Source organism: Pseudomonas campi (assembly GCF_013200955.2).
GTDB classification, from domain to species: Bacteria; Pseudomonadota; Gammaproteobacteria; order Pseudomonadales; family Pseudomonadaceae; genus Aquipseudomonas; species Aquipseudomonas campi.
On the sequence record NZ_CP053697.2, the window covers coordinates 3,780,883 to 3,803,018 of the forward strand.

Sequence of the window (22,136 nt, forward strand, 5' to 3'; positions counted from 1 at the left end):
GGGACCTGCCCCCGTAGCCCGGATGCAATCCGGGAAGCAGCCCACTCCGATCCCGGATTGCATCCGGGCTACGCGCCGAGACGAAGATGAGCGTCGGCGACTATAGAGGCTTCGCAGCGCACGAACCGCCCCCCTCTCCCGTTTACGGGAGAGGGCTGGGGAGAGGGTGAGCCCCGCCCCTCTCCCCCGGCCCCTCTCCCACAAGTGGGAGAGGGGAGAAAAGCCTGCCCCAGTAGCCCGGATGCAATCCGGGAAGCAGGCCGCTCCGATTCCGGATTGCATCCGGGCTACGCCTCGTTAGCGCGGTACGGCTGGGCGCTTAACGGGTTTCTTGCCGCCCTTCTTCACGTCCGCACGCTCCTTGGCCGCGGCCTTGTTGCGTGCCTGCGCGGCGGCCTTGGCCTCTTCGCGCTTGTCCCACGGGTTACCACCCGCAGCACCGGTGTCGCGCGGCGGCAAGCCGGTGTGCTGGGTCAGCAGCGGCTTGCTCTTGCTGGTGTCCTTGGCCACCTTGTGGCTACCGGCCGGCGTCGAGTTCTTGCGCCGTGCGCTCTGGTAGCTGTCGGTCGCCGGCTGGTGCAGCGGAATCAGCTGATTCTTGCCCGGCCCGATCAGGTCGGCGCGGCCCATGCGGGTCAGCGCCTCGCGCAGCATCGGCCAGCCCTTCGGATCGTGATAGCGCAGGAAGGCCTTGTGCAGGCGGCGCTGCTCCTCACTCTTGACGATGGTCACGCCGTCGCTCTTGTAGCTGACCTTGCGCAGCGGGTTCTTGCCCGAGTGGTACATGGCCGTGGCGGTGGCCATTGGCGAGGGGTAGAAGGCCTGCACCTGGTCGGCGCGGAAGCCGTTGCCCTTGAGCCACAGGGCCAGGTTCATCATGTCTTCGTCGGTGGTGCCCGGGTGCGCGGCGATGAAGTACGGGATCAGGTACTGCTCTTTGCCCGCCTCTTTCGAGTACTTCTCGAACATGCGCTTGAACTTGTCATAGCTGCCAATGCCCGGCTTCATCATCTGATTCAGCGGGCCTTCCTCGGTGTGTTCCGGGGCGATCTTCAGGTAGCCACCGACGTGGTGGGTGACCAGCTCCTTCACATACTCCGGCGACTCGACGGCGAGGTCGTAGCGCAGGCCCGAGGCGATGAGGATCTTCTTCACCCCCGGCAGCGCACGAGCACTGCGATACAGCTGGATCAGGCTGGAGTGATCGGTGTTCAGGTTCGGGCAGATGCCAGGGAACACGCAGGACGGCTTGCGGCACGCGGACTCGATTTCCGGGCTCTTGCAGGCGATGCGGTACATGTTGGCGGTTGGCCCGCCGAGGTCGGAAATCACCCCGGTGAAGCCCGGTACCTTGTCGCGGATTTCTTCGATCTCGCGGATGATCGACTCTTCCGAGCGGTTCTGGATGATGCGGCCTTCGTGCTCGGTGATCGAACAGAAGGTGCAGCCGCCGAAGCAGCCACGCATGATGTTGACCGAGAAACGGATCATCTCGTAGGCCGGGATCTTTTCCTTGCCATACGCCGGGTGCGGAATGCGCTGATAGGGCATGCCGAACACGTAGTCCATCTCTTCGGTGGTCATCGGGATGGGTGGCGGGTTGAACCACACGTCCACCTCGCCATGCTTCTGCACCAGCGCGCGGGCGTTGCCCGGGTTGGTTTCCAGGTGCAGCACGCGGTTGGCGTGGGCGTAGAGGACCGGGTCGTTGCGCACCTTTTCCATCGACGGCAGGCGGATCACGGTCTTGGCCCGGGTCATCCGCGGGCTGGGCAGCAGGTCGACGACCTTGGCCTCGTTCGGGTCTTCGACCGGGCCCTTTTCCTGCTCGATGGCGCAGGCCTGGGTGTCCTGGGTGTTGACGTAGGGGTTGATGATCTTGTCGACCTTGCCCGGGCGGTCGATACGGGTGGAGTCCACCTCGTACCAGCCCTGCGGCGTATCGCGGCGAATGAATGCGGTGCCGCGCACATCGGTGATCTCTTCGATCTTCTGGCCGAATGACAGGCGCTGAGCCACTTCGACGATGGCCCGCTCGGCGTTGCCGTACAGCAGGATATCGGCGCAGGCATCGATCAGAATCGAGTTGCGCACCTTGTCCTGCCAGTAATCGTAGTGGGCGATGCGGCGCAGCGAAGCCTCGATGCCGCCGAGCACGATCGGTACGTGCTTGTAGGCTTCCTTGCAGCGCTGGCTGTACACCAGGCTGGCGCGATCCGGACGCGAGCCGGCCAGGCCGCCGGGGGTGTAGGCGTCGTCGGAGCGGATCTTCTTGTCGGCGGTGTAGCGGTTGATCATCGAGTCCATGTTGCCGGCCGCAACGCCGAAGAACAGGTTGGGCTCGCCAAGCTTCATGAAATCGTCTTTCGACTGCCAGTTCGGCTGGGCGATGATGCCCACGCGAAAACCCTGGGCTTCGAGCAGACGGCCGATGATGGCCATGCCGAACGACGGATGATCCACATAAGCGTCACCGGTGACGATGATGATGTCGCAACTGTCCCAGCCGAGCTGATCCATCTCTTCCCGGCTCATGGGCAGGAAAGGTGCAGGACCGAAACACTCGGCCCAGTACTTGGGATAGTCGAACAGCGGCTTGGCAGCTTGCATCGGGATGACCAGCAGGGATTTTCAGGGGCGCGGAATATAGCACAAAAAACGTACAGAGACCGAGCCCCGGACTCAGGTTAACGGCAATCTGCAACAAGCGTTTGACTGGTCGGTTTTGTGATCACCAACAGCTTACGCCTATACTCGGGCAAAGACTTTCACAGCCCGGCCTGAGCGCCCGGGCTCAAGGAGCGTAAACGGTGCGGCGCACAGTCTTGCAAGTATTCCTGTGGGCCTGCCTGGCGAGCCTTGGCGGCCAGCTGATGGCGGCACCGATTCTGCTGCAGGCCAGCAGCAGCGGACAGCAACTGAACGGGCAGATCGAGCTGCTGGAGGATGCCGGCGGCCAGCTGCGCATTGCCGACATGGCCGACCCGGCCGTGCAACAGCGCTTCGTGCCTGCGGCGGGCAAGGCCAGCGTCGGCCAGAGCCGCCACCCCTGGTGGATCAAGGTCAGCCTGCAGGCTGCTAGCGATGCGCCACGCCAGTGGTGGCTGGAGGTCGGCTCGGTCACCCAGCTCGATCTGCGCCTCTACCTGCCGAACGGCACGGGCGCCTGGCAGGTGCGTGAGTCCGGCCAGCGCGTCAACTATCAGCGCGGACGCGACCACGACTACCGGCACATGCTGTTCAAGCTACCGGAGCTGGGCCAGGAGCCACTGACGCTCTATCTGCGCAGCTACGACCCGGCCGGCAACTCATTTCCCCTGCGCGCCTGGCAACTGGATGACCTGACCCAGCTGGCGACCGAAGAAAACCTGGCCCTCGGCGTGGTCTACGGCATCATCGCCGCCCTGCTGCTGTACAACCTGTTCATCTTCTTCAGCCTGCGCGACTCGGCCTACTTCTGGTATGTGCTGACCACCGCCGGCGCCCTGCTGATGATCCTCAGCATGAGCGGCCACGGCTTCCAGTACCTCTGGCCGAACCATCCGGTGCCTTTCTGGCTGGACCGCATCACCCTGCCCTCGATCTGGGGCTTCTGCGCCTGTCGCTTTACCCAGACCCTGCTGCAGACCCGCAGCCATGTGCGCTGGGCCCATTACCTGCTGAGCTTTGCCTGCATCTGCTATGTCCTGGCGATTACCCTTGAAGGCCTGGGGCAACGCCATAGCGCCGCCTGGCTAATCGCCCTGCTGTCCCTGACCAGCATTCCGGCAGCCCTTGGTTCGGCAGTGATTCGCTGGCGCCAGGGCTACTTCCCCGCCCTGCTCTACCTCTGCGGCTACGGCCTGATCCTCGGCAGCATCAGCCTGGCGCTGATGCGCGCCACCGGCCTGGTGCAGCCAGCCGCGTGGAATGCCTACGTCTTCCCGTTGTCGGTAGCCGCCGAATCGATCCTGTTCTCCTTCGCCCTGGCCTACCGCATCCAGACCCTCAAGCAGGAGCGCGCCCGCGCCCTGGAGCAGGCCGATCGTGAAAAGACCGCGCGCCTGGCACATATCCAGGCCAGTAGCGAAGAGCTGAAAAGCGCTGTCGAGCTGCGCACGGCCGAACTGGCGCAAGCCAACCAGCAGCTCTGCGAGCGTGAACATGCGCTCCAGCATGCGGCTTTCCACGACCCGCTGACCGAGCTGCCCAATCGGCGCTACCTGATCGAAAAAGTCGATACCGCCCTGGCCGACGCCCAGCGCCGCGGCGAGTCGGTCGCCCTGATGCTGGTCGACCTCGATCACTTCAAGCCGATCAATGACAGCTACGGCCACGACGCCGGCGACCTGATGCTGCGCAGCATCGGCCAGCGCCTGCGCGAGCATGTGCGCACCAATGACATGGTCGCGCGCCTGGGTGGCGATGAGTTCGCCGTACTGATCTGCGGGGCCGATGCCGAAGCCCACACCCAGGAAATCGCCGCACGCCTGCTCGATGAATTGGCCAGGCCGGTGCTTTATGGGGCCAATCGCCTGGCCGTGACCATCAGCATCGGCGCGGCGCTCTATCCGCAGCACGCCGAGCAGTTCGCCGGGTTGTACAAGTCCGCCGACGAAGCCCTGTACAAGGCCAAGCAGCAGGGCCGCTCGGGCTTCGTCATGCAGGGCGGTGACGGCAACCTGAGCCAGCAGGAGTGCCTGCAGCTGGACGTACTCAAGGTGCCCAGCGGGCTGCTCTGAGGCTGATCAGCCCAGATAACGGCGTGGCACCCGCGCGGTGACCTTGGTCAGCAGCTCGTAACCAATGGTGCCGGCGGCCTGGGCCACTTCGTCGACCGGCAACTGCGCGCCCCACAACTCCACTGCGTCACCGACCTGCGCCTCAGGCAGATCGGTCAGGTCGACCGCCAGCATATCCATCGACACCCGCCCGACCAGCGCCGCGCGCTGGCCGCCCACCAGTAGCGGCGTGCCGCTCGGTGCATGGCGCGGATAGCCATCGGCATAGCCGCAGCTGACCGTACCAATCCGCGACGGCCGTTCGGCAACCCAGCTGGCGCCATAGCCGACGCTTTCGCCGACCGCCACCTCGCGCACGCCGATCAGTTGCGCACTCAGCGTCATCACCGGTTTGAGCCCCAGCTCGGCGGCGCTCAGATCGGCAAACGGGGTGGCGCCATAGAGCATGATGCCGGGGCGCAGCCAGTCCATGTGCGCTGCTGGAATGGTCAGCAGGGCCGCCGAGTTGGCCAGGCTGCGCTGGTCGAAGTCGAGATCGAGCAGCTCGAGGAAGGTCTCGACCTGCTGCTCGATCAGCGGATGGCCACGCTCATCGGCACAGGCGAAGTGGCTGAGCAGGTTCAGCTCGGCCACCTGCGCCGCGCCGCGCAGGCGTGCATGGGCAGCACGCACGGCCGCCGGCGTCAGCCCCAGGCGATGCATGCCGCTATCCAGCTTGAGCCAGACATTCAACGGCCGCGGCAACTGGGCGGCCAATAGCGCGGCGATTTGTTCTTCACCCTGCACCACCAGATCCAGGCGCAGCTGTGCGGCAATCGGCAGCTCCTCGGCGGCAAAGCAGCCCTCCAGCAACAGGATGCGCGCCTCGCCATGCATGGCACGCACCTCGGCAGCCTCTTCCAGGCTGGCGACGGCAAAGCCGTCGGCCACGTCATGCAGGGCCGTGACCACCTCGCGCACGCCATGCCCATAGGCATTCGCCTTGACCACGGCAAACGCCTCACGCCCCGGTGCACAGCGCTTGGCCAGGGCATAGTTATGACGGATGGCGGCCAGATCGATGGTGGCAACTAGAGGACGCATGACGGGGCTCCACAGCAGGCTAAAGCCGAACATCTTAACCCGCAGCTCCCGGGCTGTAAGCGCCAGCCAGTCCAGCCAAACCCACACACCTGCGACACTGCGGTTGGCGACTCAGATTTAATCGCAGCGAGGCAAAAGCTACTGACAATAAGCTGTCAGTAGCACTCCCCTAGAGTGGGTTCCACAGGCTGAAACGCGCCGTCAGATACTGCCGTTGCCTGTCGCACCCCGACCTTCAAGGAGAGAGAAAATGAATGCGATCAACTGGTTCGAACTATTTGTCAGTAACTTCGAGCGCGCCCGTGGCTTCTATGAACGCGCCCTGGCAACGCCGCTGGAGGTAATGGAGGGCATGGGCGGCCGCATGGCTCTGTTCCCCCATGCACAGGAAAGCGGTGTCGGTGGCTGCCTGAGCGAGTCAGCCGAGCAACAAAGTGGCATTGGCGGAACCCGCATCTACCTGAACGTCGAGGGTCAACTGGATGCCGTGGTGAATCGGGTGCCCTCGGCCGGGGGCGTGATCATCCATAGCAAGATGTCCATCGCGCCGCATGGCTTTATCGCTGTGATAAAAGACAGCGAAGGTAATGAAGTGGGCCTGCACAGCATGTCCTAAACCCGCCAGTCCGGGCGGGCGTCAGCACGCCCGGCAATCCAGAGCGAGAGCACCTGAGGCAACATGAGGCGCGCCGACCGTCTATTTCAGATCGTGCAGTTTCTGCGCAGCCGCCGCCTGACCACCGCCCAGTGGCTGGCCGAGCGCCTGCAAGTATCGGTGCGCACGATTTATCGCGACATCCAGGATCTCTCCCTTTCCGGAGTCCCGCTGGAAGGTGAAGCCGGTGTCGGCTACGTGCTGCGCCAACCGATGGATTTGCCACCCTTGATGTTCGAGCGCGAGGAGATAGAAGCGTTGCTCGTGGGCGCACGCATGGTCAAAGCCTGGGCGGATCCACAACTGCAGCGGGCTGCCGAGTCGGCACTGGCGAAGATCCACAGCGTGCTACCCAACGAGCTGCGCGATGAGCTCAATCGCAACCAGCTGTTTGCCCCCGAAACCAATCCGTATCCGGTGCACTGGCTCGGCCAACTGCGCCAGGCCATTCGCCAGCGTCACAAACTGCTGATCAATTACCGCGATGAACGCGGAGAAACCAGTCAACGCTGCATCTGGCCGCTAGGGCTGTTCTTCTGGGGGCAAACCTGGACCTTGTGCAGCTGGTGTGAGCTACGCAACGACTTTCGCAACTTCCGCATCGACCGAGTGGAGCAGCTGCAGGACCGCGCGGAAACCTTTGCACAGGTTGAAGGCCAACGCCTGGAGGACTACCTCAAACCTTATCTAGGCGAGCAGGCTAATGCACCGCTGTACAAGAGCTAAACGCCTGAAGGTCGCGACCTAGAAAAGGCAGATTACTCGTCGTCGAACTGGTAGCTACCCGGTGCCAGATTCTCGAAGCGCGAGTACTTGCCGAGGAAGGCCAGCCGCGCCGTACCCAGGGGGCCGTTACGCTGCTTGCCGATGATGATCTCGGCCACGCCCTTGTACTCGGTCTCCGGGTGATAGACCTCGTCGCGGTAGACGAACATGATGATGTCGGCGTCCTGCTCGATCGCTCCGGATTCGCGCAAGTCGGAGTTGATCGGGCGCTTGTTCGGCCGCTGTTCGAGGCCCCGGTTGAGCTGCGACAGGGCAATCACCGGGCAGTTGAATTCCTTGGCCAGGCCCTTGAGCGAGCGCGAGATCTCGGAGATCTCGTTGACCCGGTTGTCGCCGCTGGAACCGGGGATCTGCATCAGCTGCAGGTAGTCGACCATGATCAGGCCGATCTCGCCGTGCTCGCGGGCCAGGCGGCGGGTACGCGCGCGCATTTCCGAGGGGCTGATGCCGGCGGTATCGTCGATGAACAGCTTGCGGTCGTTGAGCAGGTTGACCGCCGAGGTCAGGCGCGGCCAATCGTCGTCGTCCAGGCGGCCGGCGCGCACCTTGGTCTGGTCGATGCGCCCCAGCGAGGCGAGCATACGAATGACGATGGATTCAGAGGGCATTTCCAGGGAGTAGACCAGGATCGCCTTGTCGCTGCGCATCAGGGCGTTCTCCACCAGGTTCATGGCGAAGGTGGTCTTACCCATGGACGGACGGCCGGCGACGATGACCATGTCGGCCGGCTGCAGGCCGCTGGTCAAGTTGTCCAGGTCGTTGAAGCCGGTGGACAGGCCGGTGATCGCGTCGCCGGCATTGAACAGCGAGTCGATACGGTCGATGGCCTTGACCAGGATTTCGTTGATGCCCACCGGGCCGCCGGTCTTCGGCCGCGCCTCGGCAATCTGGAAGATCAGGCGTTCGGCCTCGTCGAGGATTTCCTCGCCGGTACGGCCTTGCGGCGCATAGGCACTGTCGGCGATCTCCGAGCTGATGCCGATCAGTTGGCGCAGGGTCGCACGTTCGCGAATGATCTGCGCATAGGCCTTGATGTTGGCCACCGACGGCGTGTTCTTCGCCAGCTCACCGAGATAGGCCAGGCCGCCGACCTGTGACAACTGGCCTTCCTTGTCCAGTTGCTCGGACAGGGTCACCACGTCGAACGGTGAGTTGCGCTCGGCCAGCTTGAAGATGGCACGGAAGATCAGGCGATGGTCATGCCGGTAGAAGTCGCCATCGGAGACCTGGTCGAGCACTCGCTCCCAGGCGTTGTTGTCCAGCATCAGGCCGCCCAGCACGGCCTGCTCGGCCTCGATGGAATGCGGCGGCACCTTGAGTGCGGCGGTTTCCAGATCGTACTGTTGAGGGACGCTGATGTCGTTCATGGCACCTGTACTTCCAAAGCGTGGAGGCTTTTACAAACGCATGTTTTGCAAAAGGCTCTGCTGAAAAAACAACGGGCACGACACTGCTAATGCAATGTCGCGCCCGATTGTCAGCAGGCCTGCGCCGGAGCGCAAGCCCGCAAGCCGGCTGACTTAGGCAGCTACGACCACAACCTTAACGGTTGCTTCAACGTCGGTGTGCAGGTGCACAGCTACGTCGAATTCGCCGATGTGGCGAATGGTGCCGTTCGGCAGACGCACTTCAGACTTAGCCACTTCAACGCCGGAGGCGGTCAGGGCATCAGCGATGTCGTGGGTACCGATCGAGCCGAACAGCTTGCCTTCGTCGCCAGCGCTGGCAGTGATGGTCACTTCCAGTTCGGCCAGTTGGGCAGCGCGAGCTTCGGCAGAAGCTTTCTTGTCAGCAGCAGCTTTTTCCAGCTCGGCGCGACGCGCTTCGAACGCAGCAACGTTCTCGGCGGTGGCAGCAGTAGCTTTGCCTTGCGGCAGCAGGTAGTTACGGCCGTAACCGGCTTTAACGTTGACCTTGTCGCCCAGGTTGCCCAGGTTGGCGATTTTTTCCAGCAGGATAACTTCCATTTGGGTCTTACCTCTTAACTTTTAACCTTCACCGTTCGCGGGGCCGGCGCCGTTCTTGCGCGCCAGGCGACCACGAAAATCAAACAGGCCATCCAGAACAGCCAACAGACAGATCAAATTACCGCCCAGCAGCACCGCCACATACAGACCGATTTTCCAGAAGCTCGAGAGCCCCTTCATTTCGATCAGACCGTGCCCCAGGGCTAGCCCTGCAACCAGCAACGGCACCGCGCAAATGGTCGCCAGCATCGGTACATCGGTACCTTGCAGCGGCATCAGCACTCCAGCCAGCAGCACAATGGCAAGTGCTGGCGGGAGGCGCACGGCGCGAAACTCTTTACCGAAGCCACCCGGGTTGTACAACGAGGCCTGCCAGTACCGCGCCAACACCAGACAGAGAATGCTCGTCGCCTGAAAAGAAGAGGCGAGCAACCCGGTCAGGGTCGGAACCAGCGATGCCTGCATGTCAGCCAGTTGCTCAGCGGGCAATTTCGCCTCACTCCAGAACTGCTTGGACGCTCCACGGAAAGCTTCCGCAAGCGACTCGACAAGCTCGGGAGAGGTGACGCTCAGCAACAAAGCGAACATCACGCCCAGCACCACACTGACCGCCAGCACCCAGGTCCAGGACGAGGTGGAGCGCAAAACCTGCGCCATCACCAGTGTGCCAGCCAGCGTCAGTGCGATCCCCGGATCACCGAGATACCACCAGACAAAGGCAGGCAAACACGCCCAGATCAGGATGCCAACTGCATCGTTAAAGCCCCTTCGCAGCAGCACCAGGGCGCTCGCAGAGGCAGTCAACCAGAACAACAACGGCAATATTGCCGAACCGACCACCACCAGGGTGGCCTGCATGCGGCCGCGCATAATGAACTCAGCCAAAGCACGCATGCGATCTATCTCTCAGCTATCAGATGCAACCCGATATCAACGGCCGTGGCTGTCGGTGTAGGGCAGCAGGGCCAGGAAGCGGGCGCGCTTGATAGCGGTGGCCAGCTGACGCTGATAACGAGCCTTGGTACCGGTGATACGGCTAGGAACGATTTTGCCGGTTTCCGAGATGTAGGCTTTCAGGGTGTTGAGATCTTTGAAGTCGATCTCTTTCACCTCTTCAGCGGTGAAACGGCAGAACTTACGACGACGGAAGAAACGTGCCATGTAATTGGCTCCTCAATAGATCCGTGGATTACTCGTCAGCGTTGTCGCTGTCGCTGCTATCGCTGTCATCGCCATCGGCGGAGTCAGCGTTATCAGGACGGTCACGACGCTCACGGCGCTCGCTGCGGTTTTCTTCAGCCTTGAGCATCTCGGACTGGCCGGTAACGGCTTCGTCGCGACGGATGACCAGGTTACGGATCACGGCATCGTTGTAACGGAAGTTGTCTTCCAGCTCAGCCAGGGCCTTGCCGCTGCACTCTACGTTCAGCATGACGTAGTGAGCCTTGTGGACGTTGTTGATGGCGTAAGCCAGCTGACGACGACCCCAATCTTCCAGACGATGTACTTTGCCGCCGTCTTCTTCGATCAGCTTGGTGTAACGCTCAACCATGCCGCCGACTTGCTCGCTCTGGTCCGGGTGAACCAGAAAGATGATTTCGTAATGACGCATAAATGCTCCTTACGGGTTGAAGCCTGCCACTGGATGCGGTCAGGCAAGGAGTGAATATCACTAGTTGGTCTTGCCGGGCGGAGGGCGCGCAAACGCCTGCCGTCACGGCAAGGGGCGACATTCTAGAGAAGCCCCCTGCCAGGCGCAAGGCAAACTGGCGATTATTTGAACAGCCCGAGCCGACCGAGCCGCTCCATGCCCAACGAAAAACGGCGCCTCACGGCGCCGGTTTTCTGAGCATGGAACAGATTGCGGACTAGCGCTTGGCCTGGCGCTGACGCACCGCCTCGAACAGGCAGACGCCGGTGGCGACCGAGACATTGAGGCTGCTGACGCTACCCGACATCGGCAGCTTGACCAGGTAATCACAGTGATCGCGGGTCAGGCGGCGCATGCCCTTGCCTTCCGCACCCATGATCAGCACGGTCGGCCCGGTCAGGTCCTGCTGGTACAACTCCCGCTCGGCCTCGCCGGCCGTACCGACCAACCACAGGCCGCGCTGCTGGAGCTTTTCCAGGGTGCGCGCCAGGTTGGTCACGGCGACCAGCGGGATCACCTCGGCAGCACCGCAGGCGACCTTGCGCACCGTGGCATTAAGGGTGGCCGATTTGTCCTTGGGCACAATTACCGCCAGTGCACCTGCCGCATCGGCGGTGCGCAGGCAGGCGCCGAGGTTGTGCGGATCGGTCACGCCGTCCAGCACCAGCAGCAGCGGCGGCCCTTCACGACGGTCGAGCAGCTCTTCGAGCATGGCCTCACCCCACACCTGGCTGGGGCTGACTTCTGCCACCACACCCTGATGCACGCCTTCGGCCCACTCGTCGAGCTCGCGGCGATCCTTCTGCCCGACCGGCACACGGTTCTGCCCAGCCAGCTCGACCAGGGTCTGCACCCGCGGGTCATGCCGACTTTCCGCCAGCCACAGCTGCTTGACCCGCTTCGGGTGGTGACGCAGCAGCGCCTCTACGGCGTGAACGCCGTAGACCTTCTCCAGCTGACTCATGACTTGGCCTTGCGCTTACGTGGCTTGCCGGCAGGCGCGGGGGCGGCACCCGCCTTGGGCGCGCCCTTGCGATGGTTGGACGCCGGCTTTTTCGCCGCACCATCGCCACCGCGACCGGCTGCCGGCTTGCCGCCAGCCTTGGCCCCGGAGAGCAGCGCCTTTTTCAGGTCGCGACTCTTCTGCACATCGGCATTGCCGGCAACGCCGCCAGCCGACTCGCCCTTGCCACGACGAGAGCCGGACGCCTTGTCGGCACCAGCCTCACCACGCACACCGCTGCGCTTGCGCCCGACTGGCGCATTGGCAGCACCTTCGGACAGTTCGAAGTCGATCTTGCGCTCGTCGAGGTCGACGCGCATGACCTTCACTTCAACGCTGTCGCCGAGGCGGAAGCTGCGCCCACTGCGCTCACCGGCCAGGCGGTGATGCACAGGGTCGAAGTGGTAGTAGTCGCCCGGCAGCGCGGTGACATGCACCAGGCCTTCGACGTAGATGTCCTTCAGCTCGACGAACAGGCCGAAACCGGTCACCGCGGTGATCAACCCCTCGAAGGTCTCGCCGACGCGATCCTTCATGAACTCGCACTTGAGCCAATTGACCACGTCACGGGTGGCCTCGTCGGCGCGCCGCTCGGTCATCGAGCACTGTTCACCGAACTGCTCCAGGGCCGGCTCGTCGTACGGATAGATACGCGCACGCGGCATGCTGGTGGCGCCGGCACGGCGCACGTGCGGAGTATCCAGCTTGGAGCGCACGACACTGCGAATGGCACGATGCACCAGCAGATCCGGGTAACGGCGGATCGGCGAAGTGAAGTGGGTGTAGGCCTCGTAATTCAGACCGAAGTGGCCATGATTGTCGGCGCTGTACACCGCCTGACTCAGCGAGCGCAGCATCACGGTCTGGATCAGGTGGAAGTCCGGACGACCCTGGATACTTTGCAGCAGCTTCTGATAGTCCTTCGGCGACGGACCATCCTTGCCTTTGTGTAGCCCCAGACCCAGCTCGGTGAGGAAGGCCTTGAGCTTTTCCAGGCGCTCCGGCGGCGGACCGTCGTGCACACGGTACAGCGAGGGGATTTCATGCTTCTGCATGAACTGCGCGGTGGCCACGTTGGCCGCCAGCATGCATTCCTCGATCAGCTTGTGCGCATCGTTGCGCTGGGTCGGGCGGATCTCCGCGATCTTGCGCCCGGCACCGAAGATGATGCGGGTTTCCTGAGTCTCGAAATCGATGGCGCCGCGCTCATGGCGAGCAGCCAGCAGCACCTGATACAGGGAATAAAGCTGCTTGAGGTGCGGCAGGACTTCCTTGTATTCCGTACGCAGGGCTTTGCCTTCGCTGCCTTTCGGCTGTTCCAGCATGGCGCTGACCTTGTTGTAGGTCAGGCGCGCATGGGAGTGGATCACCGCTTCGTAGAACTGGTAATCGACCAATTTGCCGGCCTTGGACATGGTCATCTCGCAGACCATGGCCAGGCGATCGACATGCGGGTTCAGCGAACACAGGCCGTTGGACAACTCTTCCGGCAGCATCGGAATCACGCGCTCGGGGAAGTACACCGAGTTGCCACGCTTCTGCGCTTCGTCGTCCAGCGCCGAGCCGACCTTGACGTAGTGCGACACGTCGGCGATGGCCACATAGAGCTTCCAGCCGCCGGAAAACAGCTTCCAGGCACTGCTGTTCTTTTCGCAGTAGACGGCATCGTCGAAGTCGCGGGCATCTTCGCCGTCGATGGTGACGAACGGCAGATGACGCAGGTCGACGCGCTTTTCCTTGTCCGCCTCTTCCACTTCAGGCTTGAGCTTGTGTGCTTCCTTGACCACGGCTTCCGGCCAGACATGCGGGATGTCGTAGCTGCGCAGCGCCACATCGATTTCCATGCCCGGCGCCATGTAGTTGCCGACCACTTCGATGATGTCGCCCTGCGGCTGGAAACGCGCCGTCGGCCAGTGGGTGATCTTGATCGCGACGAACTGACCGACCTTGGCCTCGCCATGACGCCCCGGGGTAACCAGCACTTCCTGCTGGATCTTCGGGTTGTCGGCCTCGACGTAGCCGATGCCGGCCTCCTCGAAGTAACGGCCAACGATGGTCTCGTGGGCGCGTTCGATCACTTCGACGATGGCGCCTTCACGGCGGCCACGCCGATCGAGGCCGGAAACTCGCGCCAGTGCGCGGTCGCCGTCGAAGACCAGGCGCATCTGTGCCGGACTGAGGAACAGGTCATCGCTGCCATCGTCCGGCACCAGGAAACCGAAGCCGTCCCGGTGACCGCTGACGCGACCACGAATCAGGTCGAGCTTGTCGACCGGGGCATAGGTGCCGCGGCGCGTATAGATCAGCTGGCCATCGCGCTCCATCGCACGCAGGCGGCGACGCAACGCTTCTTCCTGGTCTTCCGTGGTCAGTCCCAGCTCTGCCATCAGCTCCTCACGGGCAGCGGGCGAACCGCGCTCGGACAGGTGCTGCAGGATCAGCTCACGGCTGGGGATGGGGTTATCGTATTTTTCCGCCTCGCGGGCGGCCTCGGGGTCGAGGGATTGCCAATCGGCCATTAAATGAAATTACCTTTACGCATATATAGATGTGTTTGCCATGTGCCTATTGAAGCGCGAAAACGCATCGGGGGTCAGCTTTTCAATCGACAATAATTTTTTTGCTGTCAGGGGTTTACAAGAAAAAACACCGCCCGTATTATTCGCGCCCACAACGTTGCTGAGACGTTGTACCACGGAAACGTTGAGCAATCATTGTTTCTTGTGCCCAGGTGGCGGAATTGGTAGACGCACTAGGTTCAGGTCCTAGCGGTGGCAACACCGTGGAAGTTCGAGTCTTCTCCTGGGCACCACTATTCAGCAACCGAGCCGCTGGCTCGGTTTCGTTTTTACGGAGCAGCAAAGCCGTACCGACCAATCGGTAGCCGCTGCAAGAAGTCGATGAGCAATCATCGCAATGTGCCCAGGTGGCGGAATTGGTAGACGCACTAGGTTCAGGTCCTAGCGGTGGCAACACCGTGGAAGTTCGAGTCTTCTCCTGGGCACCACTCTTCAAAACAAAACCGAGCCACTGGCTCGGTTTTGTCTTTTCTGGCCTCCGGAAATCACCGACACGCCTCACACAACCGCGCGAGCTAGAGAAAAGCAAGGCGGGAGAGGCTGAAGAAGCGGAGTTGACTGCAGTCAATGAGCATTCTGAAGCCTCTTCCAACACAGCTTTTCCGACGCGCAGCCGGTTGTCAGACCTTGAACTGGGCGAAGCTGGCCTTGAGCTGATTGACCAGGCCTTCCAGCACCCGGCCACTGGCCGCCGCCGCACTGACCTCTCCCGCCGCCCGCTGCGCCTCGCTATGAATCACCTCGACGCGACCACGCACCGCACTGGCACCATCAGCCTGATGCGCTGCCGCACGGGTAGCGGTATCGATGGCGCCGTGCACCTCATCCACCGAGGCCTGCACCGATTGCTGCAGGCGCGCACTGTCGCGCAGCGCCTGCAACCCTTCAGCCGCCTGCTCACCCGCCTGACCAATCACCGCCACCGCCTCACGCGCCCCCTGCTGCAGCGCGGTGATGTGCGCCTGGATATCACCGGTGGACTGCTGGGTCTTGCTGGCCAGCGCGCGCACTTCGTCCGCCACCACGGCAAAGCCGCGACCACTCTCGCCAGCACGCGCCGCCTCGATGGCCGCGTTCAGCGCCAGCAGATTGGTCTGCTCGGCAATCGAGCGTATGACCGTCAGCACCACCTCGATCTGCTCGCTCTGCTGGGCCAGACGCTCGATCACCGCTGAGCCGCTATCCACCCGCGCCACCAGCGCCTCGATCAAGCCGCCGACTTTCCTGGCAATGGCGGCATTTTCATGGGCCGCCTGGCGGATCGCCAGCACCCGCTGCTGGGCATCATGCATGGCCCGACTTTCCGCCTGAGCGTCACCCGCCATTTCCTCCAACGCCTGCAGGCTGCCCGCCACTTCGTCACGCTGACGGACAGACGCCGCCTCGGCGGACGCACTGCGCAGGGTCAGACTGCGGATTTCCTCGCCGGTACGCTGCGCCACCTCGCCCGCCTCACGCACGATGGGTTGCAGCTTGGCGATAAAGCGATTGACCGCATCCGCCATATCACCGACCTCGTCGGCACTGTCGAGTTGCACGCGCCGCGTCAGATCACCCTCGCCTGCCGCCAGATCCCGCAACGCCGCAATCAGCAACTGCAGTCGGCTCAGCACTCGCCAGCCGAGCACCAGCGCCACTACCACCAACATCAGCAGACCGACCACCAACAGACCCACCGCGATGCGCCAGCGCAGGGTTTCCGCAGCCGCCCGCACCGTTTCACCGCCATTGCGCGCCATATCCTGAGTCGCCTGTTCGGCCAACTGCAGGCGCTGCTGCAAGGCCTGAGCACTCTCCTGCGCCGCGCCCGCCAGGCTGCTGTCGACCAGCTCGCCGGCATTCCCGACCAAGGCAGCAAAACGACCATCCAGAGCCGTCAGCTCCTTTTCAGTCGCATCCAGGGAAAGGCCCAGCTGGATCTTGCCGATAGATGCCCCCATCGGATTGATATCGACCTCAACCATGTGTACTCGCGGATCCCGCGACGCGGCATCCACCAGGCGCTCCAGCGGTGTCTTGCCCTGCCCGGTTGCCACCAGCTCGCGCACCTGTTCACTGCTGCGATTGAAATTGCGGGTCAGGCGTTGGCCTTGCGCGTCGTAGTAGACAGCGAACAACACGGCGGGATCGCGCTGGGCGATGCGCGTGAACGCGGTCAGGGCCGGCGCATCGTTATCCCAGATGGCCTTGGGTGCCACACCAGCCAAGAGCTGCGCCATGGAATTGCCGGACTGCTTGAGACTCTCCTCCAGCACCTGGCGCAACTGCGCCTGCTCACTTTTCAGCTGGCTCGACAGACCACTGCCCAGGCGCTCCCGTGTATTGACCGAAAGCGCCGCCATGCCAGCGCGCATCTCCTCCTCGGCCTTGCCCAGCTCACCCGCCAGGCGCTGACTCTCACCACCCAGGCGCTGAGTCAGCTCACGCACCAGTCCATCGACCGTGGCATGCGTCAGCCACACGGCCAGCCCTACCTGCACCAGCATGGCGACACCGAGCGCAATGAACACCGGACGCAGCAGTCGGCTACGCAACAACGAAAAAAGAACGGACACGACTCAACTCCTTACGCCAGAGATGTCCACGCCACTGCATCGGCCGCGGGCAATAAAGCTGTACCCCAAAGCAAGGTATAGGCCAGCCCGGCCGCTTGCGCCGAAAAGCAAAAAGGCCGCTCGAGAGCGGCCTTTCTGTCAACGCAACAGCGATCAGGCGAAGGGATGACGCAGGACGATGGTCTCGTTGCGATCCGGGCCGGTGGAGATGATGTCGATCGGCGCACCGACCAGCTCCTCGACGCGCTTGATGTAAGCACGCGCAGCCGGAGGCAGCTCTTCCAGGCTCTTGGCGCCCAGAGTCGACTCGCTCCAGCCCGGCATTTCCTCGTACACCGGCTGCAGGCCGATGTAGCTGTCGGCATCGGTCGGCGCATCGACCAGCAGCACGCCCTGGGCATCCTTGTAGCCGGTACAGATCAGCAGCGACTCCAGACCATCCAGCACGTCCAGTTTGGTCAGGCACAAGCCGGAGATGCTGTTGATCTCGATGGCGCGACGCAGGATCACGGCATCGAACCAGCCGCAGCGACGGGCGCGACCGGTGGTCGAACCAAACTCATGGCCGCGCTTGGCGAGGAAGGCACCCGTCTCGTCGAACAGTTCGGTCGGGAACGGACCAGAGCCGACACGGGTGGTGTAGGCCTTGGTGATACCGAGGATGTAGTCCAGATACAGGGGACCAAAACCGGAGCCGGTGGCCGTACCGCCCGCCGTGGTATTGGAGCTGGTGACGTAGGGATAGGTGCCATGGTCGATATCCAGCAGCGAACCCTGAGCACCTTCGAACATGATGTCCTTTTCGGCGCGACGCAGGTCATGCAGGGTGGCGGTCACATCCGCCATCATCGGACGCAGCAGCTCGGCGTAAGCCATGCACTCGTCGAGCGTGGTCTGGAAATCCACCGCCGGCTCTTTGTAATAATTGACCAGCACGAAGTTGTGGTAGTCCAGCAGCTCACCGAGCTTGGCGGCGAAACGCTCACGGTGGAACAGGTCACCAACGCGCAGGCCGCGACGCGCCACTTTGTCTTCGTAAGCAGGGCCAATGCCGCGGCCGGTGGTGCCGATCTTGGCAGCGCCACGGGCTTTTTCACGGGCCTGGTCGAGAGCTACATGGTAGGAAAGGATCAGCGGGCAGGACGGACTGATACGCAGGCGCTCGCGCACCGGCACACCCTTCTCTTCCAGCTTGGTGATCTCGCGCATCAGGGCGTCGGGAGCAACCACCACACCGTTACCGATCAGGCACTGCACGCCTTCGCGCAGGATGCCGGACGGGATCAGATGCAGCACGGTTTTCTCGCCGTCGATGACCAGCGTGTGGCCGGCATTGTGGCCGCCCTGGTAGCGCACAACGGCCGCTACGTGCTCGGTCAGCAGGTCGACGATCTTGCCCTTGCCCTCATCACCCCACTGGGTGCCCAGGACCACGACATTCTTACCCATAACACTTTTCCTCTTTGCGGAAGCTCGATGCCGGCCGCAGCCGGCGGAAAATCATTCAGAACGCCAGGGGCGCGACCTGCCAACGACCGTCACACAGCTGCAACTGACGATCACAGGCGGCCTCGGCGGCAGCAGCAATTTCCTGACCGGGCAGAGCCTGCACCACGCGCACACCCTCACGACGCAGGCGCTGCACGGCTTGCCACAGGTAGATATCGTGGCTGTCCGGCGCCCACACACCCGGCGCCGGCTCATCGACCTGCATGTCGCCGAGGCTAACCAGGGTTTTCAGGTCGGTGGAAAAACCGGTAGCCGGGCGGGCGCGACCGAAATCAGCGCCGATATCGTCATAACGACCACCCTGGGCGATCGACTGGCCGACACCCGGTACGAACGCGGCGAACACCGCACCCGTGTGATAGCGGTAACCGCGCAACTCGCCCAGGTCGAAGTACAGCGGCAACTCGGGATAACGCAACTCCAGCTCGTCGGCGATGGACACCAGCTCATCGAGCGCCGCATGCACGTCGGCCGGCGCATCGACCAGGCAAGCCTGGGCCAGCTCCAGCACTTCGCGCCCGCCACACAGCTCGGCCAGCGCGCGCAACATGGAGGCCAACGCGGCCGGCAGGTTGTCGGTCAACGCCGCCACTTCATCCACGGCCTTGCGCTGCAGGGCGTCGAACAGCTGCTGCTCGACCTCGCCAGACAGCTCGGCGGCGCGCGCCAGACCACGGTAGATGCCGACATGACCGAGATCCATGTGCACATCCGGCACGCGGGCCAGCTCGAGCATGTCGAGCATCAGGCTGATGACTTCCACATCGCTGGCCGGACTGGCATCGCCATACAACTCGGCGCCCAGCTGGATCGGGCTACGCGAGGTGGACAGTGCACGCGGCTGCGCATGCAGCACACTGCCGGCATAGCACAGACGGCTCGGCCCTTCGCGGCGCAGGGTGTGCGCATCGATGCGCGCCACTTGCGGCGTGATGTCAGCACGAAAGCCCATCAGGCGGCCGGATTGCGGATCGGTCACCTTGAAGGTGCGCAGATCCAGATCCTGGCCAGCTCCGGTGAGCAGGGATTCGAGGTATTCGATGTGCGGCGTCACGACAAATTCGTAACCCCAGCATTGGAACAGATCCAGCACCTGGCGGCGGGCCGCCTCGATACGCGCCGCTTCTGGCGGCAGTACTTCTTCGATGCCATCTGGCAGCAGCCAGCGGTCTACCGTTGCCATTTCGCCATTCCCCTCTCGGTCCGGGCGGCAAGCCTTCAGTGAAGCAGATACAGGAGGGTGGTTCCCAGCAGCATGCTGGCCAGCCCCATCAGACGCAGCTGCCGATCAGACAGCTGCACCAACTGCGCGAGTGCATCGCGCCAGCGTCGCGGATAGAGGAAGGGCAAGACGCCTTCCAGCACCAACATCAGACACAACGCGATGCCAAATTCCTGCCACATGATTCCTGCAGACGCAAAAAAGCCGGGCTTTTTACCCGGCTGGCCCATGATAACACGTTTTCCCCGATGGTCACCCCGACGGGCCGAATGGCCGCGCCGGGGATCCCTGGATCAAGGCTTAGATTGCTGCATGTAGCGGAAGAACTCGCTATCCGGATCCAGCACCAGCACATCATTCTTGCTGGAGAAGCTGTCACGGTAGGCACCCAGGCTGCGATAGAACGCGTAGAACTCCTGGTCCTGGCCGTAAGCCGCGGCGTAGATGGACGCCGCCTTGGCATCACCATCACCGCGCACTTCCTCGGACTCGCGGTAGGCTTCAGCCAGCAGCACGCGCTTCTGCCGGTCGGCATCGGCGCGAATACCTTCGGCCAGCTCCTTGCCCTTGGCCCGATGCTCACGGGCCTCGCGCTCACGCTCGGACGCCATGCGATCGAACACACTGCGATAGACCTCTTTGGGCAGATCGATGGCCTTGACGCGCACGTCGACCACCTCGATACCCAACTCTTTCTGCGCCATGCCATTGAGCGACTTGGTGATCGCCGCCATCAGCGCATCGCGCTCACCGGACACCACCTCATGCAGCGAGCGCGTACCGAACTGGTTGGACAGTGCGGAGACCAGACGCTGCGACAGGCGATCATCGGCAATCTGCTTCTGACCCGAGGTAGCGGTGTAGAAGCGCTCGGCATCAGCCACCCGCCACTTGGCGTAGGCGTCGACCATGACCGCCTTTTTCTCCAGAGTCAGAACACGCTGGATCGGCGACTCCAGAGTCAGCAGACGACCATCGAACTTGCGCACCTGGTTGACGATCGGCATTTTCACATGCAGACCGGGCTGCACATCGGCCACCTGGATCTTACCGAACTGCAGGAGCACGGCCTTTTCCGTCTGGGTAACGATGTAGAAACTGTTCCAGGCCACCACAGCCAGGACCAGGCCCGCGATCAGGGCAAACAGCGATTTATTGCTCATCAGCGGCTCTCCCTTGCGCGCAGGTCACGACGCTCCAGATCACTGATGATCCGGGTTGCCGTTTCACTGCTGGCCGCCGGGGCGGCGCTGGCAGCACCTGCGGCGCCACGACCTTCGATCATTTTGTCCAGGGGCAGATAGAGCAGGTTGCTCTGACCGTCCTTACCGGTCACCAGCACCTTGCTGGTGTTGCGATAGACCTCCTGCATGGTGTCCAGGTACAGGCGTTGACGGGTAATTTCCGGCGCCTTGCGGTACTCGGCCACCAGCTTACTGAAGCGATCCGCCTCACCCTGGGCTCGGGAAACCACTTCATCACGGTAACCGTTGGCATCCTCGATGATGCGCTGGGCCTGACCACGCGCCTCAGGCACCACGCCATTGGCATAGGTTTCCGCCTGATTCTTCTCGCGCTGCTCGTCTTCACGGGCACGGATCACGTCGTCGAAAGCATCCTTGACCTCAGCCGGTGCCGTGGCACGCTGGATGTTGACCTGAGTAACCGTGATGCCGGTGCCGTAGTTGTTGAGGAAGGTCTGCAGACGCGTGCTAACCTCCATAGACATCTGCTCACGGCCAAGGGTAATCACCTCATCCATCGAGGTGGAACCGGCAACATGCCGCAGAGCACTCTCGGTGGCGTGCTGCAGGCTGATCTCCGGCTGATCGACATTCAGCACGAAGTCTTCAAGATTGCTGATCTTGTACTGCACGGTCAGCGGTACCTCGACGATATTCTCGTCCTCGGTGAGCATCTGCCCCTGCACGGAGAAGGTCCGCTCGCGCGTCACGTTCTCCTGGAATTTCTTGTCGAAGGGCGGGAAATAGATATTCAGCCCCTGCCCAACCGTCTCGTGATATTTGCCGAGACGCAGGACCACCGCCTGCTCCTGAGCATCGACGATATACACGGCATTCCACAGCCAGACCAGGAACAGCAGACCCAGGCCGATGCCCAGCAGGCCGAAGCCGCCACCACCTTCGCCATTGCCACTGCGTTTCTTGCCACCACCAAAGATGCCGTTAAGGCTCTCCTGTAGCTTGCGGAAGGCCTCATCGAGATCCGGCGGCCCCTGCCGGCCACCGCCTTTGCGGCCACCCCAGGGATCCTGATTGTTCGAATTGCCACCCGGCTCATTCCAAGCCATAGCGCTCTCCATCTGATAAAGCAAAGACGCGCCCACGGCGCGCCGCCCAATGCTACAGAATGCCCGCCGCTTGCCGCAAAAACGATGTGGCAGG

The 22,136-nt window shown here is 62.8% G+C and carries 18 protein-coding genes and 2 tRNA genes; 5 read left to right on the forward strand and 15 right to left on the reverse strand.

Going from position 1 to position 22,136, the window contains the following annotated elements; all coding sequences use genetic code 11:
• Positions 1–297: 297 nt before the first annotated feature.
• Positions 298–2,610: a YgiQ family radical SAM protein gene (locus HNE05_RS17460; RefSeq protein ID WP_173209697.1), complete on the reverse strand. Its 2,313-nt coding sequence runs from the start codon at positions 2,608–2,610 to the stop codon at positions 298–300.
• A 215-nt stretch (positions 2,611–2,825) separates the two neighbouring features.
• Here HNE05_RS17460 and HNE05_RS17465 point away from each other — a divergent pair, with 215 nt between their 5' ends.
• The gene (locus HNE05_RS17465) at positions 2,826–4,721 is read left to right on the forward strand and encodes a diguanylate cyclase domain-containing protein (protein ID WP_420827012.1); all 1,896 of its coding nucleotides are present in this window, start codon (positions 2,826–2,828) and stop codon (positions 4,719–4,721) included.
• A gap of 6 nt (positions 4,722–4,727) precedes the next feature.
• Here HNE05_RS17465 and alr read toward each other — a convergent pair whose 3' ends face one another.
• Positions 4,728–5,804: an alanine racemase gene (gene alr / locus HNE05_RS17470; protein WP_173209699.1), complete on the reverse strand. Its 1,077-nt coding sequence runs from the start codon at positions 5,802–5,804 to the stop codon at positions 4,728–4,730.
• A gap of 250 nt (positions 5,805–6,054) precedes the next feature.
• Here alr and HNE05_RS17475 point away from each other — a divergent pair, with 250 nt between their 5' ends.
• Positions 6,055–6,420: a VOC family protein gene (locus tag HNE05_RS17475; RefSeq protein WP_173209701.1), complete on the forward strand. Its 366-nt coding sequence runs from the start codon at positions 6,055–6,057 to the stop codon at positions 6,418–6,420.
• 63 nt (positions 6,421–6,483) lie between these two features.
• Positions 6,484–7,185, forward strand: coding sequence for a helix-turn-helix transcriptional regulator (locus HNE05_RS17480; protein ID WP_173209702.1), 702 nt, complete (start codon positions 6,484–6,486; stop codon positions 7,183–7,185).
• Positions 7,186–7,217: 32 nt separating this feature from the next.
• Here HNE05_RS17480 and dnaB read toward each other — a convergent pair whose 3' ends face one another.
• The 7 genes from dnaB to rnr all read right to left on the reverse strand — a co-directional run bounded on the left by dnaB (position 7,218) and on the right by rnr (position 14,385).
• Entirely contained in the window at positions 7,218–8,612 is a 1,395-nt protein-coding gene (gene dnaB / locus HNE05_RS17485; protein WP_173209704.1) for a replicative DNA helicase, read from the reverse strand.
• Between the two features lie 153 nt (positions 8,613–8,765).
• The gene (gene rplI, locus HNE05_RS17490) at positions 8,766–9,212 is read right to left on the reverse strand and encodes a 50S ribosomal protein L9 (RefSeq protein WP_160082675.1); all 447 of its coding nucleotides are present in this window, start codon (positions 9,210–9,212) and stop codon (positions 8,766–8,768) included.
• Between the two features lie 21 nt (positions 9,213–9,233).
• Positions 9,234–10,106 carry a YybS family protein gene (locus tag HNE05_RS17495; RefSeq protein ID WP_173209706.1) on the reverse strand — a complete coding sequence of 291 codons (873 nt, stop codon included), beginning with the start codon at positions 10,104–10,106 and terminating at the stop codon, positions 9,234–9,236.
• A 36-nt stretch (positions 10,107–10,142) separates the two neighbouring features.
• On the reverse strand, positions 10,143–10,373 hold the full coding sequence (gene rpsR / locus HNE05_RS17500) for a 30S ribosomal protein S18 (RefSeq protein WP_069519637.1): 231 nt from the start codon (positions 10,371–10,373) through the stop codon (positions 10,143–10,145).
• 28 nt (positions 10,374–10,401) lie between these two features.
• Positions 10,402–10,824, reverse strand: a complete 423-nt coding sequence (rpsF, locus tag HNE05_RS17505; protein WP_173209708.1) for a 30S ribosomal protein S6 — start codon at positions 10,822–10,824, stop codon at positions 10,402–10,404.
• 256 nt (positions 10,825–11,080) lie between these two features.
• Positions 11,081–11,827: a 23S rRNA (guanosine(2251)-2'-O)-methyltransferase RlmB gene (gene rlmB / locus HNE05_RS17510; RefSeq protein ID WP_173209710.1), complete on the reverse strand. Its 747-nt coding sequence runs from the start codon at positions 11,825–11,827 to the stop codon at positions 11,081–11,083.
• Positions 11,824–14,385 (reverse strand): ribonuclease R, encoded by a 2,562-nt coding sequence (gene rnr / locus HNE05_RS17515; RefSeq protein ID WP_173209712.1) that lies wholly within the window; start codon positions 14,383–14,385, stop codon positions 11,824–11,826. The genes rlmB and rnr overlap by 4 nt, the downstream gene beginning before the upstream one ends.
• Before the next feature lie 206 nt (positions 14,386–14,591).
• On the opposite strand from rnr, the gene HNE05_RS17520 reads away from it, so the two are divergent.
• Positions 14,592–14,678 (forward strand) — tRNA-Leu (locus HNE05_RS17520).
• A gap of 108 nt (positions 14,679–14,786) precedes the next feature.
• Positions 14,787–14,873 (forward strand) — tRNA-Leu (locus HNE05_RS17525).
• A 192-nt stretch (positions 14,874–15,065) separates the two neighbouring features.
• Here the strand turns inward: HNE05_RS17525 and HNE05_RS17530 are convergent.
• From HNE05_RS17530 to hflK, 6 genes are all read right to left on the reverse strand, one after another.
• The gene (locus HNE05_RS17530; protein WP_173209714.1) at positions 15,066–17,000 is read right to left on the reverse strand and encodes a methyl-accepting chemotaxis protein; all 1,935 of its coding nucleotides are present in this window, start codon (positions 16,998–17,000) and stop codon (positions 15,066–15,068) included.
• 153 nt (positions 17,001–17,153) lie between these two features.
• Positions 17,154–18,449: an adenylosuccinate synthase gene (locus tag HNE05_RS17535; protein ID WP_173209716.1), complete on the reverse strand. Its 1,296-nt coding sequence runs from the start codon at positions 18,447–18,449 to the stop codon at positions 17,154–17,156.
• 55 nt (positions 18,450–18,504) lie between these two features.
• Positions 18,505–19,692: an ATP phosphoribosyltransferase regulatory subunit gene (locus tag HNE05_RS17540; protein ID WP_173209718.1), complete on the reverse strand. Its 1,188-nt coding sequence runs from the start codon at positions 19,690–19,692 to the stop codon at positions 18,505–18,507.
• 35 nt (positions 19,693–19,727) lie between these two features.
• A complete protein-coding gene (locus tag HNE05_RS17545) occupies positions 19,728–19,913 on the reverse strand; it encodes a DUF2065 domain-containing protein (RefSeq protein ID WP_173211724.1) in 186 nt (61 codons plus the stop codon).
• 111 nt (positions 19,914–20,024) lie between these two features.
• Positions 20,025–20,894 carry a protease modulator HflC gene (gene hflC / locus HNE05_RS17550; protein WP_173209720.1) on the reverse strand — a complete coding sequence of 290 codons (870 nt, stop codon included), beginning with the start codon at positions 20,892–20,894 and terminating at the stop codon, positions 20,025–20,027.
• Positions 20,894–22,042, reverse strand: a complete 1,149-nt coding sequence (gene hflK, locus HNE05_RS17555; RefSeq protein ID WP_173209722.1) for an FtsH protease activity modulator HflK — start codon at positions 22,040–22,042, stop codon at positions 20,894–20,896. The genes hflC and hflK overlap by 1 nt, the downstream gene beginning before the upstream one ends.
• Between the last annotated feature and the right edge of the window lie 94 nt (positions 22,043–22,136).

Coding starts and splice junctions, on each gene's coding strand:
- HNE05_RS17460 (WP_173209697.1), bottom strand. CDS start 2,610: ATGCAAGCTGCCAAGCCGCTGTTCGACTATCCCAAGTACTGGGCCGAG.
- alr (WP_173209699.1), bottom strand. CDS start 5,804: ATGCGTCCTCTAGTTGCCACCATCGATCTGGCCGCCATCCGTCATAAC.
- HNE05_RS17475 (WP_173209701.1), top strand. CDS start 6,055: ATGAATGCGATCAACTGGTTCGAACTATTTGTCAGTAACTTCGAGCGC.
- HNE05_RS17480 (WP_173209702.1), top strand. CDS start 6,484: ATGAGGCGCGCCGACCGTCTATTTCAGATCGTGCAGTTTCTGCGCAGC.
- dnaB (WP_173209704.1), bottom strand. CDS start 8,612: ATGAACGACATCAGCGTCCCTCAACAGTACGATCTGGAAACCGCCGCA.
- rplI (WP_160082675.1), bottom strand. CDS start 9,212: ATGGAAGTTATCCTGCTGGAAAAAATCGCCAACCTGGGCAACCTGGGC.
- HNE05_RS17495 (WP_173209706.1), bottom strand. CDS start 10,106: ATGCGTGCTTTGGCTGAGTTCATTATGCGCGGCCGCATGCAGGCCACC.
- rpsR (WP_069519637.1), bottom strand. CDS start 10,373: ATGGCACGTTTCTTCCGTCGTCGTAAGTTCTGCCGTTTCACCGCTGAA.
- rpsF (WP_173209708.1), bottom strand. CDS start 10,824: ATGCGTCATTACGAAATCATCTTTCTGGTTCACCCGGACCAGAGCGAG.
- rlmB (WP_173209710.1), bottom strand. CDS start 11,827: ATGAGTCAGCTGGAGAAGGTCTACGGCGTTCACGCCGTAGAGGCGCTG.
- rnr (WP_173209712.1), bottom strand. CDS start 14,385: ATGGCCGATTGGCAATCCCTCGACCCCGAGGCCGCCCGCGAGGCGGAA.
- HNE05_RS17535 (WP_173209716.1), bottom strand. CDS start 18,449: ATGGGTAAGAATGTCGTGGTCCTGGGCACCCAGTGGGGTGATGAGGGC.
- HNE05_RS17540 (WP_173209718.1), bottom strand. CDS start 19,692: ATGGCAACGGTAGACCGCTGGCTGCTGCCAGATGGCATCGAAGAAGTA.
- HNE05_RS17545 (WP_173211724.1), bottom strand. CDS start 19,913: ATGTGGCAGGAATTTGGCATCGCGTTGTGTCTGATGTTGGTGCTGGAA.
- hflC (WP_173209720.1), bottom strand. CDS start 20,894: ATGAGCAATAAATCGCTGTTTGCCCTGATCGCGGGCCTGGTCCTGGCT.
- hflK (WP_173209722.1), bottom strand. CDS start 22,042: ATGGCTTGGAATGAGCCGGGTGGCAATTCGAACAATCAGGATCCCTGG.